The sequence below is a fragment of the Pectobacterium nicotianae genome, from assembly GCF_023272715.1.
Classification (GTDB): domain Bacteria; phylum Pseudomonadota; class Gammaproteobacteria; order Enterobacterales; family Enterobacteriaceae; genus Pectobacterium; species Pectobacterium brasiliense.
The window spans coordinates 2,552,452-2,569,329 of the sequence record NZ_CP096821.1 but is presented as its reverse complement, the minus strand read 5'-3'; the positions used below and the strand labels follow the sequence as shown (position 1 = coordinate 2,569,329).

The window sequence follows — 16,878 nt, the reverse complement described above, 5'->3', positions numbered from 1 at the left end:
CGACGATGAACGCTAAACGTTACTCGCTTGGTGTGAAGTTGCTTTTACCTGCGGGCAGTTCGCGCGGATGGCCTTCTTCATCTACGGCAACGTAGGTGAATAACGCTTCGGTAGCCCGATAGCGCTGACCAATCGGCTCAGAGGAAACTTTCTTCACCCACACTTCAACGTTGACGTTGATAGAGCTACGGCCAGTACGTAAACAACGTGCATAACAGCAAACCACATCGCCGACGGCGACAGGTTTTAAGAATGACATCCCATCAACCCGTACGGTAACGACACGTCCTTCGGCAATTTCTTTCGCCAGAATCGCGCCGCCGATGTCCATTTGCGACATCAGCCAGCCGCCAAAAATATCTCCGTTCGCATTGGTATCGGCTGGCATTGCCAGCGTGCGGAGAACCAGTTCGCCCTGTGGTAACACGTTTTGTGTGCTCATTGTGTCTATCTCGCTTTGGCTATTGCTGTTGCTCGCTTTTTTCTTCTTCTGACTTTTCCTGATCGTTAGGCAAGTGACGATAGATATAAACGCCACAAATCAGCGTAAACAGCAGCGTCACACCGGTCAGACCAAAGACTTTGAAATTAACCCAAACGTTTTGCGGTAACCAGAAAGCAATATAGATGTTAACCAGTCCACACACCAGAAAGAACATGGCCCAGGCGAAATTCAGTTTCCCCCAGACGGGCTGCGGAAGGGTTAACTCTTTACCCAGCATTTTCTGAATCAGGGTCTGTTTCATCACAAACTGGCTAACCAGCAGAGCGGCGGCAAATAACGCATAGATAATGGTGACTTTCCACTTGATAAACAGATCGTTATGGAACACCAGCGTTAGCGAACCGAAAACGACGACCATGGCAAAGGTGACCAGCGTCATTTTCTCTATTTTACGATACATCACCCAGGTGACCACGAGTGACAGCGCCGTTGCGGCAATCAGTGCACCCGATGCGATATAGATGTCATAAAGTTTATAGGCCGCAAAAAAAACGACCAACGGTATAAAATCAAGAAGTTGCTTCATTATGTCAATCCATCACTCAACAGTGTCGTAATCATAACCCGCGAGAGTTATCCGATAGCTCATGCCATTATCCTTTATTGTGGAACACCATTCCCGAGATATTGTAATAATTTGCAGAAAATTACGATTGGGTAGATAGCGAACGGAGATTTGGCAGAACCTATGCCACCAGAGCGATGGCATAGGCAGAGAGCGGCAGTTAAGCGCGCAGCAGCATATAAAGGCGGAACAGATAAATGAGCAGGATCGCGGAGATCAGGTTGCCCAAGCCATTCAGAACCACACCGAGCACTGTCGGTGAGGAAATCGGTAACTTCGACACGATCAGCAAAATAGCGATTTTAGCCAGTAGCCACATCACGATGGCAGGCGCGGTTGCACGCAGGTTACCGTAAGCCAGTTTGGTACTCACTTTAATGGCGTTGAAAATCCCGCTTTTTTCCGTGACGACAATCACGGGTGACAAACTCAGCGCAATAGCGAGCAGCACGCCAGGAATGACCAGAAGCATCATGCCAAGCTGAATGAGCAGAGTGCACAGCAGGATCAGGATAAGCAGGCGCAGTAAAAAAGGTGCAGAGGCACCAATCGCGCGCAGTGCACTGGTGCGCTGTCCGTCAGAAACCAGCTGGATCAGCATCAGAACCCCGCCCGTCAGCAGCGCATTGCCCACTAACGCAGCAAAGGTGCCTGCTGCCGACATTTTCAGTAACACGGTTTGTTGTTCCGGCGTCATCTGCTGAATCATATCCATCAAGCCAGCTTCGACAGAAGATGACAGATCGCTGCTGGAACTGCTCAGAATCTGTAACTCGTCTCCAGAAGGCGATAGCGCATGATTCAGTATGACAGTAATGAATGCCGTCAACAGTGACATCATTAAGATGCTGATGAACTGGTTACGGGTGAAATTCATCGTGTCACGGTACAACGTGTTAGCCGTGATAGGCATGCAGGCTCCTTGAAAAAAGATAAATCGACAGAGAGAACTTAACTCCCAATTGTAACCTGTTAATTCGCGCTGTGGCACCCCGTCAACGACGCAATGATGCTTTTCGCCTCACTATGAGGTCAGTGTGGTATGGCTACTCATCGTGGCGCTTATCGTCACCTGCGGCGTATTCGATATCCTCATACCACTATTGATCTGGATCAATTTCATGAATTCTAATGAGTTAGCGATAAATGATTCAGTTCAATTTGGACGTAAAATCTTTAAAAGATGTGATCTGGCTTAAAACAAGAATACCTACTTAGGGGTATATTTCGCTCGAAATTTAAACCCTATAAATGGAGTGGGTAATGAAAAAGACATCTTTCTTATTGTTGGCAGCGGCGCTCATGCCTGCATTGGCACAGGCTCATCAAGCGGGTGATTTCATTGTTCGGGCAGGTTCAGCAACCGTGCGACCTGCTGAAAGTTCGGACAACGTACTGGGTTTAGGCGAGTTTCAGGTTAGTAACAATACGCAACTGGGTCTGACTTTTAGCTACATGGTGACGGACAATATTGGGGTTGAATTGCTTGCCGCCACGCCGTTTAAGCATAAAGTCGGCACACCGGGAACGGGGACTATTGCGGAAGTTAAGCACCTGCCGCCTTCACTGGTCGCGCAGTACTATTTTGGTGATACTCAAGATAAATTACGTCCTTATTTGGGCGTTGGTTTGAATTACACGATGTTCTTCGATGAGAAATTTAATGACAAGGGGACGGGTGCGGGCCTGAGCGATCTGAGTCTGAAGAATTCCTGGGGCCTTGCTGCGCAGGCAGGGTTGGATTACAACCTGGATAAAAACTGGCTGCTTAATATGTCCGTGTGGTGGATGGATATTGATACCGATGTAAAATTTAAAGCCGGTAATAATCAGCAAAGCATCCATACCAAACTTGATCCCTGGGCCTTTATGTTTGGCGTAGGCTATCGCTTCTGATTGTTAATGTAGTTTGATGTGAAGAATAAAAATTTTCGGGAGCAATTTTTAACGTTGCATCAGCAACGGCCCGGAAGGGTGGCAGCTAAGGATGGCACGCCATAAAAAAACGGCGACGTAAATAACGTCGCCGTTTTTATAGACAGGAAATAACAAACCAATAAAGAGAACGCTATTTTTATTACAGCAATTATCTAGATGGCGTTAGCCATTAGAAATTGTACTGTACACCAACACGGTAGCGAGTTTGACGCTCGTCAGTGTTTTTGCTGCCAACAACGTTGCCGACTTCAGCGTAAGGCGTCCAGTTTTTGTCATATTTATACGCTAATTTAACGTTGTGAGTCAGGCCATAGTTGTCGTTGTCGGCGATGTAACCAGGAGCGCCTGCTTTAGTTTTCTTATCATATTCAAATTCGTATTCAACCACAAAGTTCGCAGGCAGTTTATAACCCAGCGTACTGGTGATGGTGTAGCCTTTAATATCGGTAGGGTTCGTTACACTTGATTTACCGATATCATCACTAACGCGAAGATATGATGCGCGATAACGCAGGCCATAATACAGCGAATCGGTGATGTTGGCCGTTCCTTTGATATAAGGACGGTAGTTGTTGCTGGTTGACGTGGAAACCAGATTCAGACCGCCTTCCAGTCCAAAAGTTTTATCGAATTTATACAGGTAGCTGGCGGTGACTTCAGTACCGTTGCTGACTGATTCGTTAAACGGTTTATTTGGTGTGGTATCTTTACCTGATTGACCCCATTTGCCTTCCAGTGACAGGCCAAAACCGTTGTCAAAACGGTGGGACATCAGCAGGCGATCTTTATGATCGTTCTTTGCCGAATCATTCATTTCATGACGATAGTCAATCGTCACTGCCATGGAGCTTAAGCTGATTAAGGAGGTTACCACCATCGTCAATATTTTAACTTTCATTTTATTATCCCAAGTCAAAGAGAATTATTATTTAAAAACGCGCTGCCACTTTTGTTCAGCAGTTCCATTCTATTTATTATTTCTTACAGTAATGTGAACAAGATCGTTAAAAAGAGATAATTTTAAATGATCTCAATTCTGTGATTTTCTTCGTATTTTATTCGTGGGATTTATGCGGTTTCAAAATTAAGAGGTAATTAACTTATTTTTTCGGTGTGAAATTAAATAATTATTTCAATTTGAAAACATTTCTTACAATTATAATAAAGTGGAAACTAAATACTAATTGGAGATGTTTCGCATTAATTAAATAGGAAATAATTTGAAACATTATTAGGCGCGCGATAGGACTTGTGTGAAGCACAAATCGCGCACCTGAAAAGTGTTATGAACGCGTAGCGGCTTTCATTTCACTCACAAAGGCGTGTAACTCGGACAGCATAACGTCAGGCTGGTTCAGATTTTTTTCGATAATCCGTACGATCGCGGAGCCAGAAATGGCGCCCGCTGCGCCTGAGGCTAACGTTTCCCGTACTTGAGCGGGATCGGAAATGCCAAATCCTTGTAACGGAGGGGCAGCATGATACGCGTTCAGTTTGGCAACCAGATGATGCAGCGGCAGTTGCGCGCGCTTTTCTGCCCCAGTCACGCCCGCACGTGACACTAAATAGGTATAGCCGCGACCATAAGAGGCGATCTCGCGCAGCAGTTCATCGTCAGCATTGGGCGGACAGATAAAAATGGGGGCGATGCCGTGTCGCAGCGCAGCCGCACGGAAAGGCGCAGATTCTACTACCGGGACATCCGCCACTAACACCGAATCGACGCCAACCTGTGCGCAGCGCTGATAGAATTCATCAATGCCGTTGCTGAACACCAGGTTGGCATACATCAGCAGGCCAATCGGAATTTCCGGGTATTTTTGTCGTATGGTCGCCAGCATTTCAAAGCATTGGTCCGGCGTGACGCCTGCGGCAAACGCACGCAGATTGGCATCCTGAATGGTCGGGCCATCCGCCAACGGGTCAGAGAAGGGCACGCCCAGCTCCAATGCATCGGCACCGGCCGCAATCAGCGTATCGATAATTTTCAGGGACTGCTCGGGAGAGGGATCGCCCAGCGTAACAAAGGGAACGAACGCGCCTTCCTTGTTCTCTGACAGGCGGTTAAATAACTGTTGATAGCGTTCCATTAGATTTCTCCCCGATCTTTCAAAATATCGTGCACGGTAAAGATGTCTTTATCACCACGGCCGGACAGGTTGACCACCAGCAGTTGCTCCTTCTCTGGTTCTGCTTTGATCATCTTCAAGGCATGTGCCAGCGCGTGGGAGGATTCCAGCGCGGGAATAATCCCTTCACCGCGGCAGAGCGCTTTGAAAGCATCCAACGCTTCATCATCGGTAATCGATACATAGTCGGCACGGCCAATGCTGTTCAGATAGGCGTGCTGCGGCCCTACGGACGGGAAATCCAACCCGGCAGAAATCGAGTAAGATTCTTCAATTTGTCCGTCGGACGTTTGCATCATCGGGGACTTCATGCCGAAATAAATACCAACGCGGCCGTGTTTTAACGGTGCGCCGTGCTGCCCGGATTCAATACCCAAGCCGCCAGGTTCAACGCCGATCAGACGGACGGTCGTATCGTCAATGAAATCAGCGAACATCCCAATCGCGTTAGAACCACCGCCGACACAGGCTAATACCGCATCCGGCAAGCGACCTTCTTTTTCCAGAATCTGCGCTTTGGTTTCTTCACCAATCATGCGTTGGAACTCGCGCACGATAGTCGGATAAGGATGCGGGCCAGCAGCCGTTCCCAGCAAATAGTGTGCCGTTTCATAGCTGCCAGACCAGTCACGTAGCGCTTCGTTGCAGGCATCTTTCAGCGTGGAAGAACCGCTGTGAACCGGAATTACTTCCGCCCCCATCAAACGCATGCGGAACACGTTCGGCGACTGGCGCTCAACGTCTTTTGCTCCCATATAAACGCGGCATTTCAGGCCGAGCAGGGCGCAAGCCAACGCCGTTGCGACGCCGTGTTGGCCCGCACCGGTTTCGGCGATGATTTCACTTTTACCCATGCGCTTAGCCAGCAGAGCTTGTCCGAGTACCTGATTGGTTTTGTGCGCACCGCCGTGCAGCAGATCTTCGCGTTTCAGGTACAGCTTGGTTTTTGTCCCAGCTGTCAGGTTTTGACACAGGGTTAACGCGGTCGGACGACCTGCGTAGTTTTTCAGCAGGTCGGTAAATTCGGCCTGAAATTCAGGATCTTTTTGTGCGCTGACGAAAGCCTCTTCCAGCTGGCGTAACGCCGGGATGAGGATCTGCGGAACAAACTGCCCGCCGAATTCACCGAAGTAAGGGTTGAGTAATGTCATAATTTTCCCGTCTGTTTTAGTGCTGCGGCTGACGTAATGTCGCAAAAACCGCAGCAATTTTATGTGAGTCTTTTTTTCCCGGTTCGCTTTCTACCCCGGAATTGAAATCCAGCCCTGCGCAACCTTGCTGTGCCGCCAGTGCGCAGTTATCGCTATTCAGACCGCCAGCTAGCAGCACGTTATCCAATGACTGATTCGCCAGCAGCGACCAGTTGAAGGTTTTCCCGCTGCCGCCCTGACCGTTGTCAAACAGGTAGCGATCGACGTGGGTGAGATTGCGTTCTGGAAAGGTGTCCGTGATGCTCAGCGCTTTCCAAATCTGGCAGGTTGCGGGTAACTGCTGACGTAGTTTGTCGATGGTCTGTTGATCTTCATCGCCGTGCAGTTGAACGGCCGCTAATCCCAACTGCGTTGTGATCGCAACGATGTGTTCGACGGGCGCATTGCGAAAAACACCGACATAGCGCAGTGGGGCACCCGTCATCACGTCGGCGGCTTGTTTGGCGTCAACATAGCGTGGAGAGCTGGCGACGAAGATTAAACCGCCGTAGAGCGCACCCGCTTGATAGGCGGCCTGTGCATCAGCTGCGCGCGTCAGGCCGCAGACTTTGTTCTCACCCAGAATAACGCGGCGTACCGCACCGTTCAGATCCGGCTCAGACATTAGTGAACTGCCGATCAGGAAGCCCTGAGCAAAGGCGCTGAGTTCACGAATCTGTGCCTGACAGTTGATACCGGATTCGCTGATCACGGTGACGCCTGCGGGCAGACGCGGTGCGAGCGTCCGGGTACGGTTGAGGTCAATGGAGAGATCGCGCAGGTCGCGGTTGTTGATCCCAACGACGCGTGCTTCGAGCTGAATGGCCCGCAGCAGCTCTTCTTCATTACTGACTTCTGTCAACACGCCCAGTTTCAGACTGTGCGCCACTTCGGCCAGTTGCTGGTATTGCTCGTCGTCCAGCACGGATAGCATCAGCAGAATGGCATCGGCCTGATAGTAGCGTGCCAGATAGATCTGGTAGGGCGAAATGATAAAGTCTTTGCACAACACCGGTTGATGCACTGCCGCGCTAACCTGCGGCAGGAAGGCAAAATCGCCCTGAAAGTACTTTTCGTCAGTCAAAACGGAAATAGCAGACGCGTAATCTTTATAGACCTGAGCTATCGCTAACGGGTCAAAATCATCGCGAATCAATCCCTTCGACGGTGAAGCCTTTTTGCATTCAAGAATAAAGGCAGGTTTGTCTTGTTTCAGCGCCTGATAAAAATCACGCTGGCTGGGAACGATCTCATGCTGAAAAGAGGCCAGCGGCTGTGCTTTTTCGCGTTCCGCAACCCAGAGCGCCTTATCGCGCACAATTTTATGTAATACGGTTTCCTGCATGGTTTCATTATCCTCTGGCGGACAGGGCGATAACGCGCTGATAAGCCTGTCCGCTATGAATGACTTCAAGCGCTTGTTGCGCATTTTGGCGCAGATCTTCTTGTCCAAATAATCTCAGGAGCAGCGCAACGTTGGCGGCAACCGCGGCGGCGTGCGCACGTTCACCTTTACCTTGTAGCAGTGACGCGAGAATGTCACGATTTTCTTCTGGCGTACCGCCTTGCAATGCCGATAGCGGATACGCATCCAGCCCGAAATCGCGGTGCGTCAGTTCGTAGGTTGCGATCTCGCCATGGTTCAACTCGGCAACCTGCGTCGGTGCATGAATCGCGACTTCATCCATTCCGCCACCGTGTACAACCGCGGCACGCTGGTAGCCCAGCACTTTCAGCGTTTCGGCGATAGGGCGAACCAATTCGGGGCTATACACGCCAATCAGCGCCAGTGGTGGACGAGCGGGGTTAACCAACGGCCCCAGCACGTTGAAGACGGTGCGGGTTTTAAGCTGTTGACGCACTGGCATGGCATGACGGAAGCCCAGATGGTATTGCGGAGCAAACAGGAAACACACGCCCAGGTCGTCCAACGCCTGACGGGAATCCTGTGCGCTCATATCCAGCTTAATGCCGAAAGCGGAGAGCAGATCGGAGGAACCGGAACGGCTGGATACGCTGCGGTTGCCGTGCTTGGCGATTTTCAGACCACAGCTGGCGGCAACGAAGGCACTGGCCGTCGAAATGTTGATACTGTTGGTGCCGTCACCGCCTGTGCCGACGATATCGGCAAATAAATAGTCAGGGCGCGGGAACGGCTGTGCATCGGCCAGCAGAGCCGTGGCAGCACCGGCGATCTCATCGGGATGTTCGCCGCGTACTTTCATACTAATCAACGCCGCTGCCAGCTGGCTGGCTTCCAGTTCACCGCGAATAATGGCACCAAACAGCGCCTGACTTTCCTGACGGCTGATAGGAGTCGCGCCGTATAATTTTTCCAGTATGTGTTGCATGGTAATGACATCCTGAGCAGTAGACGGTTCCCGGGTCTTAGAAGATTGTTGTATAGAAGACAGTTGCATAATCGTATCCCTCGTTAAGCCAGCGCCCAGTCCAGCGTTTGTTCCAGCAGTCGAGCGCCGTGCGTGGTCAGGATCGACTCAGGATGGAATTGAAAACCGCAGACGCGATCGGCATCGTTCCGCACGGCCATGACCATCGTGTTGAAGTGTGCGTTGACGGTCAGCGTCGACGGAATGTTGCTGCCGACCAGCGAGTGGTAGCGAGCGACGGGCAATGGATGCGGTAAACCGCTAAACATGCCGCTGGCATCGTGGTCGATAGCAGACGCTTTGCCGTGCAGGATTTCACCCGCCTGACCAACATGGCCGCCATAGGCTTCCACGATAGCCTGATGGCCGAGGCAAATGCCGATAATCGGCAACTGACCGCGCAGGCGCTGCAGCAGTTCCGGCATACAACCCGCTTCGGCTGGCGTGCCGGGGCCGGGAGAGAGCATCAGGATCGGTTTTTCCATTTGCTGTAACCGCGCGATGATGACGTCGGCAGGCAGATGGTTACGGTAAATCACGACCTGATGACCGCTGGCACGCAGCTGATCCACCAGGTTGTAGGTGAATGAATCGATGTTATCGAGCAGTAAGATGTCGGCCATCAGAAAATCTCCTTTGCATGGTGCGCGCTGGCAATGGCTCGCAGTACGGCCCGGGCTTTATTACGTGTTTCGTCGGCTTCGGCCTGAGGGTTAGAATCCAGCACCACGCCCGCACCCGCCTGAACAGTGGCAATACCGTCTTCGACATAGGCGGAGCGGATAACGATGCAGGTGTCCAGATCGCCGTGAGCGGTGAAGTAGCCCACCGCGCCGCCGTAGCTGCCGCGTCGGGTTTTCTCACTTTCGGCAATCAGCTGCATGGCCCGGACTTTCGGTGCACCGCTCAGCGTGCCCATATTCATGCAGGCGCGGTAGGCGTGCAGCACATCTAAATCTTCACGCAGCGTACCAACGACGCGGGAGACCAGATGCATCACAAAGGAATAGCGGTCAACTTTGGTCAAGTCAGCAACGTAACGGCTACCCGGCTGACAGATGCGCGCCAGATCGTTACGCGCTAAATCTACCAGCATCAAATGCTCAGCCAGCTCTTTATGGTCGGTACGCATTTCTAACTCAATACGGCTATCGAGATCGCGATCCAGCGAGCCATCGGCACGGCGACCGCGTGGGCGAGTACCAGCAATGGGATAGATTTCGATTTGACGGCTGTCGGCGTCGTATTTCAGCGAGCTTTCCGGCGAGGCACCGAACAACGTGAAGTCCTGATCCTGCATGTAAAACATGTAAGGGCTGGGATTGTTATCCTTCAGTGTTTGGTAGGCGGCCAGCGGTGAAGGGCAGGGCAGAGAAAAACGGCGCGACGGCACGACCTGGAAAATTTCACCGATGCGGATAGCTTCCTGCATCTGGCTGACGACTTCCCCGAAGGCTTCATCGCTCTGGTTGCAGCTCAGCGTCATGTCTTCGATGGACTGACGTGGCAGCGCAGGTGCTGGTTGGGTGAGCTGAAGCTGTAGCTGTTCCAGACGCTGTTGCAGACGCTGCTTTTCGCTATGGTGCGGTGTAAACAGGCTGGCTTGTAGCGCGGTTACACGTTTTTGGTGGTCAAGCACCAGCAGCGTTTCTGCCAGATAGAAGCAAAAATCCGGGCAACGCTGCTGCTGGCTCAGCGCGGGTAATTCTTCAAACCCTGCGACCAGATCGTAGGCGAAGAGGCCGCCGAGAAACATGGCTTCACGCTCATCTGCCGGGCAGGCGACCAGCGTCAGAATCTGACGTAAGGCATCAAACACGGACAGCGAACGCAGGCGAGCATCTTCGTCCTGCATGGCGTCTGCCAGTGGGAACGTGAGTTCACGGCCGTTCGGACGCGGTTGATTGATAATCTCCACTGGCAGCGCGGCATCCAGAAGCGGCAGGAGGCTGGCGCCGTTTGCCGTCAGTGCCTGAATGGAAACGTGCTGGCCCAGTGCGGTGATGCGCAGTGCGCTATCTACGATCAACAGGCTTTTCAGGTTTTCCTTGCTGTCGATTTCAGCCGACTCTAACAGCAGCGTTGCCGGTCTGGCACCGCAGAGCTGATGGAAGATCGCGCTGGGGTCGTTACGGTAAACGGCCTCAATACGCAGCAGTTCCAGTTTAGGTTGTGTTGTTTGCATTCTTGCTACCCGTTTAATGTTGTGCCCATCAAATAAAAAGCCCGCTTGGTTAAGCGGGCCTGGGAATATCTGCATGTGTGATAACAGCGATGCGTGATTAGTCCACCCGCGAGAGGGAAGAGCGCCACCAACCATGCTTCATCATTTTCTGCGTTGCCATTATCATCATCTCACTGTTTGTATACTGATTACTGTCTGCGCACTGCGCTTGCGTACTAGTTAACTGGTTCGACGATAAAATGTCAACACCTTCAATAGGATTATTTTATTACTCAGGGAAAGGGCAGGCATTACCATTTACGCCCTATTGATGGCATCATGCGGTCTTCGCATTATTCTTGTTAATGGATAGGCTTGTGCCAGAAGATTCTCAACCGATATCGTCGTTCCCACTTTATGATTTGCATAGCCATACCACGGCATCTGATGGCCTTTTAACGCCGACGGCGCTGGTCAGTCGCGCGGTAGACATGCGGGTGAGCGTGCTGGCTATTACCGATCACGACACGACGGCTGGGCTTGACGAAGCGCAGGATGCGATTGCACAACAGGGGCTGCCGCTGAGATTGATTCCCGGCGTAGAGATCTCCACGCTGTGGGAAAACCATGAGATCCATATTGTCGGACTGGGGATGGATAGTGCACACCCAGCGTTGACGAGGCTGTTGCAACAGCAGGCGGAGTGCCGGCAGAGTCGGGCGGAGCAGATCGCGGCTCGTCTGGAAAAAAACCGCATTCCTGATGCGCTGGCTGGCGCACAGCGTCTGGCGACGGGCGGACAGATTACACGCGCGCATTTTGCACGTTATCTGATTGAACTGGGCATCGCGGCGAATATGAATCAGGTGTTCAAAAAATATCTGGCGAAAGGCAAAATCGGTTACGTGCCACCGCAGTGGTGCACCATCCCGCAAGCGATCGAGGCGATTCATCAATCTGGCGGTGTATCGGTGTTGGCGCATCCGGGGCGCTACGATTTGACGGCCAAGTGGCTAAAGCGTCTGTTAGCTACCTTCGCAGAAAACGGCGGGATCGCGATGGAAGTAGCGCAATGCCAACAGGCACCGGATGAACGGACGCAGTTGGGACGCTATGCGCGGGATTTCAACCTGATGGCGTCGCAAGGATCGGATTTCCACCTGCCGTGTGCCTGGATTGAGCTGGGCCGCAAGCTGTGGCTACCTGCCGATGTCGAACCCGTTTGGCACCATCCGCTATTGGTGGAGGCTGGCAGCGCATAATTATCGATCAACCGATACCACGTTGATGCCATGACGCTCTCTTTGAAATAACAAATCATGGAATAACAATCTTTTACCGCCAACACGTTCTATAATCATCCTTATTGCACGATGAAGCGGGTTGGAATGAACAGCGCCGCGAAATGTCAGACGTACGAGGTAGGGTTATGAGCCAGTTTTTCTATATTCACCCACAGAATCCGCAGCCGCGATTGATCAATCAGTCGGTGGAATTTTTGCATAAAGGTGGGGTGATTGTTTATCCAACGGATTCCGGTTACGCGTTGGGCTGTATGTTGGGCGAAAAGAACGCGCTGGAACGCATCTGCCGGATTCGCGATCTGGGGAGCGATCATAACTTCACGCTGATGTGTCGCGATCTGTCCGAACTGTCGACGTATGCCCATGTTGATAACTCGGCTTTTCGGTTGATTAAAAATAACACACCCGGTAATTACACGTTTATTCTGAAAGCGACGAAAGAGGTTCCTCGCCGCTTAATGAATGAAAAGCGTAAAACCATCGGCCTGCGCGTGCCGTCCAATCCTATCGCACTGGAGCTGCTGGCCGCGCTGAATGAGCCGCTGATGTCGACGACGCTGATGCTGCCGGGAAATGATTTCGCCGAATCCGATCCAGAAGAAATTCAGGACAGATTGGGAAAACAGGTGGATTTAATTATTCATGGCGGTTCGCTGGGTCAACAACCGACGACGGTTATCGATTTAACCGAGTCCGTGCCACGCGTCGCGCGTGAGGGCACCGGTGATGTCACACCGTTTTTATAACGAGCGGTAACAATGGGAATACAAATGGCGCGAAGATCGGTATAATCGCGCCAGTTTTTAATATGACGAACGATTTTTACGTACACACTATTTTTACGTAACTAGCTGAATTTTATCAGCAGTTATGACTCCCCCCGACGCCTGGGAAGGCGACACTAGAGGTTGCTCAATGAGCGAAAAGTTACAAAAAGTTCTGGCGCGTGCCGGACATGGCTCACGCCGCGAAATTGAAGTTATCATTCAGGCTGGACGCGTCAGCGTTGACGGTAAGATTGCCACTCTGGGCGATCGCGTTGAAGTGACGAAAGCCACCAAAATCCGTATCGATGGTCATGTGGTTACCGTTAAGGAAACCGAAGAGTCCGTGTGCCGCGTACTGATGTACTACAAACCGGAAGGTGAGTTGTGCACCCGTAACGATCCTGATGGCCGCCCGACAGTATTTGACCGTCTGCCAAAAATTCAGGGTTCTCGCTGGGTTGCTGTAGGGCGTCTGGACGTGAATACCTCCGGCCTGCTGCTGTTCACGACCGACGGTGAGTTAGCCAACCGCCTGATGCACCCCAGCCGTGAGGTTGAGCGTGAATACGCCGTGCGTGTTTTCGGTGAAGTTGACGACGAAAAAATTAAACAGCTGAGCAAAGGCGTACAGCTGGATGATGGCCCGGCGTCATTCCGTACCATCCGCTATCAGGGCGGTGAAGGGTTGAACCAGTGGTATAACGTGACGCTGACCGAAGGGCGCAACCGTGAAGTTCGCCGTCTGTGGGAAGCGGTTGGTGTGCAGGTTAGCCGCCTGATTCGCGTGCGCTACGGTGACATTACGCTGCCGAAAGGTATTCCACGCGGTGGCTGGACAGAAATGCCACTGGAACAGCTGAACTATCTGCGTGAATTAGTGCAGCTTCCGGCAGAAACGGTATCGAAACTGCCGGTTGAGCGTGAGCGCCGCCGAGTGAAGGCGAACCAGATCCGCCGTGCGGTAAAACGTCACAGCCAGATCAACAGTGCTCCGGCGCGCCGTACCTCGCCAAAACCTAAGCGCAACGGGTAATCTTCTCTCTATACGCTTCATGGGCAGCTTTCGCTGCCCGTTTTCATTTGCGCTCGGCTTATCACTAATGAAAGCTAACGGCTACCAGTCAATGCCTTGCTGGGCCTGAATTCCGCTATCAAACGCATGTTTTACCGGTCGCATTTCCGTCACGGTATCGGCCATTTCCAGCAAGTCACGATGGCAACCGCGGCCGGTAATAATGACCGTCTGTCCGGCAGGGCGCTGCTTCAGTGCAGTGACAACGTCACTCAAATCTAAATAATCATAGCTAATCATATACGTCAGTTCGTCCAATACGACGAGATCGAGCTGTGGATCGGCCAGCATGCGTTTGCCATGCTGCCAGACGAGTTGTGCCGCTTCGGTATCCGTCTGGCGATTCTGCGTATCCCAGGTAAAGCCCGTCGCCATGACCTGAAATTCCACGCCGTGCTGTTGTAGCAGATTCTTCTCACCGTTAGGCCATTCACCTTTAATAAACTGGATCACGCCCGCCCGTAACCCGTGGCCTATCGCTCGCGTGACGGTACCAAAGGCCGCAGTGGTTTTTCCTTTCCCGTTACCGGTGAAGACGATCAGGATACCGCGTGTTTCATTCGCGGCGGCAATACGGGCGTCGACCTTTTCTTTCAGGCGCTGTTGGCGTTGCTGGTGGCGTTCATCGCTCATCGTGCGTGCTCTTTCTATTATTCGGCTGGACCGGCTTTTCTGCCCGGCTGTGCGTCAAAACTCATCCCCGTCTTACGGCGGCTGTCATCGCCCATCAGGTAGAGATACAGCGGCATAATATCTGCTGGCGTTTTCAGTCTCATTGGATCTTCGTTGGGGAAGGCTGACGCACGCATTCCTGTTCGCGTTCCGCCAGGATTGATGCAGTTCACGCGCAGATTGTGTGAACTGTATTCTTCTGCCAGCACTTGCATCAGGCCTTCTGTCGCAAATTTGGATACGGAATAGGCTCCCCAGCCGGCACGACCTTCACGGCCCACGCTGGAACTGGTGAAAACCAGAGAAGCGCAAGGCGATTTCAATAATAGAGGCAGCAGCGCCTGTGTCAGCATAAAGGTCGCGTTGACGTTGACCTGCATAACCTGATGCCAGATCTCAGGCGTTTGCTGTGTGATAGGGGTGATTTCTCCGAGTAATCCGGCGTTGTGAAGAACCCCATCCAGGTGCGGCACAACCTGTGCCAGTTCGTCAGCCAGTTGAAAGCATTGCGCGGAGGATAAGGCCAGCATATCGCAGACAACCACGTGCGCTGGCGTACCGTGTTCTTGCTCGATCTGCTGTTTAACCGATTGAAGTTTACTTTCTGTCCGCCCTAATAAGATGACGTGCGCGCCGTAGCGAGCGTAGGTCAGCGCGGCTTCCCGGCCAATGCCGTCGCCAGCACCGGTGACCAGAATGATGCGGTTTTGCAGTAAATCGATTTTAGGCTGGTAATGCACAATGAATTCCTCTTGCCGTGGCGCAAAACAGCCACGCTTCAGATAATAGACCTGCCATCGCGTATCGGCACGGCGAGATGCGTCGGTCGTGCCGCTCGGAACGTCAGATAACGGCGCATCCGGGCAGGATGAATGGGGGTGTTATGCCTCAAATGTCGACTGTTTTCAATGAGACTGCCTCTATTTATCCCTGTGCTGTTGTAAAAAGCAGCAACAGGCGTAAAAACCGCAGGAATAACATCGCCATATTGCGTGCCATCAGTTAGGTTATAGGAAGGGAATGGCGCACGACGTCAACGCCATGGTTGGTGAGTAAACCAACATTAATTAATACGCAGTCAATGAGGACGGTGTTTGTGGAATTACTTTCTCTGTACGGTTTATTCCTGGCTAAGGTACTCACCATCGTGGTGGCGATTGGTGCGTTAGTCGTTCTGGCATTCGGGATGACGCAGCGTAAGCGCCCGCATAAAGGTGAGTTGCAGGTCACGAATCTGGGTGAACAATATCAGGAAATGCAGCGTGAAATGCAGACCGCCTGTATGAGTGACACCGAGCGTAAGCTGTTATCTAAACAAGAAAAGAAGAAAGAAAAAGAAACTGCTAAGCAAGATAAACAGCGTGCCAAACGTGGCGAAGAGAAGAGTGTTAAACCGTTTCTGTACGTGCTCGATTTCAACGGCAGTATGGATGCGGGCGAAGTCAGTTCGCTGCGTGAAGAGATCTCCGCCGTGCTCGCTGTGGCGAAACCGAAAGATGAGGTCTTGCTGCGTCTGGAAAGCCCAGGTGGTGTGGTGCACGGTTATGGCTTGGCGGCCTCGCAATTGCAGCGTTTACGCCAGGGCGGCGTACGTTTGACGGTCTCCGTGGATAAAGTGGCTGCCAGCGGCGGATATATGATGGCCTGCGTGGCTGACCGCATCGTAGCGGCACCGTTTGCGATTGTAGGGTCTATTGGCGTTGTGGCACAAATCCCCAACTTCCACCGTTTGCTGAAAAACAAAGACATTGATGTTGAGCTGCACACTGCGGGTGAATTCAAGCGTACGCTGACGCTGTTTGGTGAGAACACCGAACAAGGTCGTGAGAAATTCCGTGAAGATCTGAATGTCACGCACACGCTGTTTAAGGATTTTGTACAGCAGATGCGTCCTTCGCTGGATATTGATTCGGTGGCGACGGGAGAGCACTGGTTTGGTACTCAGGCGAAAGATCTGGGGTTGATTGACGCTATCGGTACCAGTGACGATCTGCTTATTGCTGAAATGGCCAGTCATGAAGTGTTAAGCGTTCGCTATACACGGCGTAAACGCCTGCTGGATCGTCTGACGGGCAGCGCTGGCGATACCGCAGAACGACTGATGTTGCGCTGGTGGCAACGTGGTTCAAAGCCTCTACTGTAATTAATAAAATAGTAAGCTGTACACAATCAAATGCCCGCG

The 16,878-nt window shown here is 52.0% G+C and carries 17 protein-coding genes and 1 other annotated feature; of the genes, 5 read left to right on the top strand and 12 right to left on the bottom strand.

Going from position 1 to position 16,878, the window contains the following annotated elements:
* Nucleotides 1-19 precede the first annotated feature (19 nt).
* The 3 genes from yciA to MYB54_RS11545 form a co-directional block, all read right to left on the bottom strand.
* Nucleotides 20-442, bottom strand: coding sequence for an acyl-CoA thioester hydrolase YciA (yciA, locus tag MYB54_RS11555; protein WP_010275288.1), 423 nt, complete (start codon nucleotides 440-442; stop codon nucleotides 20-22).
* 19 nt (nucleotides 443-461) lie between these two features.
* The gene (locus MYB54_RS11550) at nucleotides 462-1,031 is read right to left on the bottom strand and encodes a septation protein A (protein ID WP_010275285.1); all 570 of its coding nucleotides are present in this window, start codon (nucleotides 1,029-1,031) and stop codon (nucleotides 462-464) included.
* 199 nt (nucleotides 1,032-1,230) lie between these two features.
* The gene (locus MYB54_RS11545) at nucleotides 1,231-1,983 is read right to left on the bottom strand and encodes a YciC family protein (RefSeq protein ID WP_010275282.1); all 753 of its coding nucleotides are present in this window, start codon (nucleotides 1,981-1,983) and stop codon (nucleotides 1,231-1,233) included.
* A gap of 350 nt (nucleotides 1,984-2,333) precedes the next feature.
* On the opposite strand from MYB54_RS11545, the gene ompW reads away from it, so the two are divergent.
* Entirely contained in the window at nucleotides 2,334-2,966 is a 633-nt protein-coding gene (ompW, locus tag MYB54_RS11540; RefSeq protein WP_014915343.1) for an outer membrane protein OmpW, read from the top strand.
* Between the two features lie 211 nt (nucleotides 2,967-3,177).
* Here ompW and MYB54_RS11535 read toward each other — a convergent pair whose 3' ends face one another.
* The 7 genes from MYB54_RS11535 to MYB54_RS11505 all read right to left on the bottom strand — a co-directional run bounded on the left by MYB54_RS11535 (nucleotide 3,178) and on the right by MYB54_RS11505 (nucleotide 10,902).
* A complete protein-coding gene (locus tag MYB54_RS11535) occupies nucleotides 3,178-3,906 on the bottom strand; it encodes an oligogalacturonate-specific porin KdgM family protein (protein WP_014915344.1) in 729 nt (242 codons plus the stop codon).
* 385 nt (nucleotides 3,907-4,291) lie between these two features.
* A complete protein-coding gene (trpA, locus tag MYB54_RS11530; RefSeq protein ID WP_014915345.1) occupies nucleotides 4,292-5,098 on the bottom strand; it encodes a tryptophan synthase subunit alpha in 807 nt (268 codons plus the stop codon).
* On the bottom strand, nucleotides 5,098-6,291 hold the full coding sequence (gene trpB / locus MYB54_RS11525) for a tryptophan synthase subunit beta (RefSeq protein WP_174435753.1): 1,194 nt from the start codon (nucleotides 6,289-6,291) through the stop codon (nucleotides 5,098-5,100). Before trpB ends, trpA begins: the two co-directional genes overlap by 1 nt.
* 13 nt (nucleotides 6,292-6,304) lie before the next feature.
* Complete coding sequence (gene trpCF, locus MYB54_RS11520; protein ID WP_014915347.1) at nucleotides 6,305-7,672, bottom strand: bifunctional indole-3-glycerol-phosphate synthase TrpC/phosphoribosylanthranilate isomerase TrpF; 1,368 nt, start codon at nucleotides 7,670-7,672, stop codon at nucleotides 6,305-6,307.
* A 7-nt stretch (nucleotides 7,673-7,679) separates the two neighbouring features.
* On the bottom strand, nucleotides 7,680-8,678 hold the full coding sequence (trpD, locus tag MYB54_RS11515; RefSeq protein WP_014915348.1) for an anthranilate phosphoribosyltransferase: 999 nt from the start codon (nucleotides 8,676-8,678) through the stop codon (nucleotides 7,680-7,682).
* 83 nt (nucleotides 8,679-8,761) lie between these two features.
* The gene (locus tag MYB54_RS11510) at nucleotides 8,762-9,340 is read right to left on the bottom strand and encodes a glutamine amidotransferase-related protein (protein ID WP_010275261.1); all 579 of its coding nucleotides are present in this window, start codon (nucleotides 9,338-9,340) and stop codon (nucleotides 8,762-8,764) included.
* Complete coding sequence (locus tag MYB54_RS11505) at nucleotides 9,340-10,902, bottom strand: anthranilate synthase component 1 (RefSeq protein WP_014915349.1); 1,563 nt, start codon at nucleotides 10,900-10,902, stop codon at nucleotides 9,340-9,342. The genes MYB54_RS11510 and MYB54_RS11505 overlap by 1 nt, the downstream gene beginning before the upstream one ends.
* A 31-nt stretch (nucleotides 10,903-10,933) precedes the next feature.
* Nucleotides 10,934-11,038: a sequence feature (Trp leader region), on the bottom strand.
* Between the two features lie 208 nt (nucleotides 11,039-11,246).
* On the opposite strand from MYB54_RS11505, the gene rnm reads away from it, so the two are divergent.
* The 3 genes from rnm to rluB all read left to right on the top strand — a co-directional run bounded on the left by rnm (nucleotide 11,247) and on the right by rluB (nucleotide 13,985).
* A complete protein-coding gene (gene rnm / locus MYB54_RS11500; protein WP_164671837.1) occupies nucleotides 11,247-12,143 on the top strand; it encodes an RNase RNM in 897 nt (298 codons plus the stop codon).
* Between the two features lie 167 nt (nucleotides 12,144-12,310).
* Complete coding sequence (locus MYB54_RS11495) at nucleotides 12,311-12,931, top strand: L-threonylcarbamoyladenylate synthase (RefSeq protein ID WP_014915351.1); 621 nt, start codon at nucleotides 12,311-12,313, stop codon at nucleotides 12,929-12,931.
* Nucleotides 12,932-13,100: 169 nt separating this feature from the next.
* Nucleotides 13,101-13,985: a 23S rRNA pseudouridine(2605) synthase RluB gene (gene rluB / locus MYB54_RS11490; protein WP_014915352.1), complete on the top strand. Its 885-nt coding sequence runs from the start codon at nucleotides 13,101-13,103 to the stop codon at nucleotides 13,983-13,985.
* An 81-nt stretch (nucleotides 13,986-14,066) separates the two neighbouring features.
* On the opposite strand, the gene cobO is transcribed toward rluB, so the two are convergent.
* Nucleotides 14,067-14,657, bottom strand: a complete 591-nt coding sequence (gene cobO / locus MYB54_RS11485; protein WP_039315090.1) for a cob(I)yrinic acid a,c-diamide adenosyltransferase — start codon at nucleotides 14,655-14,657, stop codon at nucleotides 14,067-14,069.
* Nucleotides 14,658-14,674: 17 nt separating this feature from the next.
* On the bottom strand, nucleotides 14,675-15,436 hold the full coding sequence (locus tag MYB54_RS11480; RefSeq protein WP_039529032.1) for a YciK family oxidoreductase: 762 nt from the start codon (nucleotides 15,434-15,436) through the stop codon (nucleotides 14,675-14,677).
* Between the two features lie 356 nt (nucleotides 15,437-15,792).
* On the opposite strand from MYB54_RS11480, the gene sohB reads away from it, so the two are divergent.
* Nucleotides 15,793-16,839, top strand: coding sequence for a protease SohB (sohB, locus tag MYB54_RS11475; protein ID WP_248720805.1), 1,047 nt, complete (start codon nucleotides 15,793-15,795; stop codon nucleotides 16,837-16,839).
* Nucleotides 16,840-16,878 lie beyond the last annotated feature (39 nt).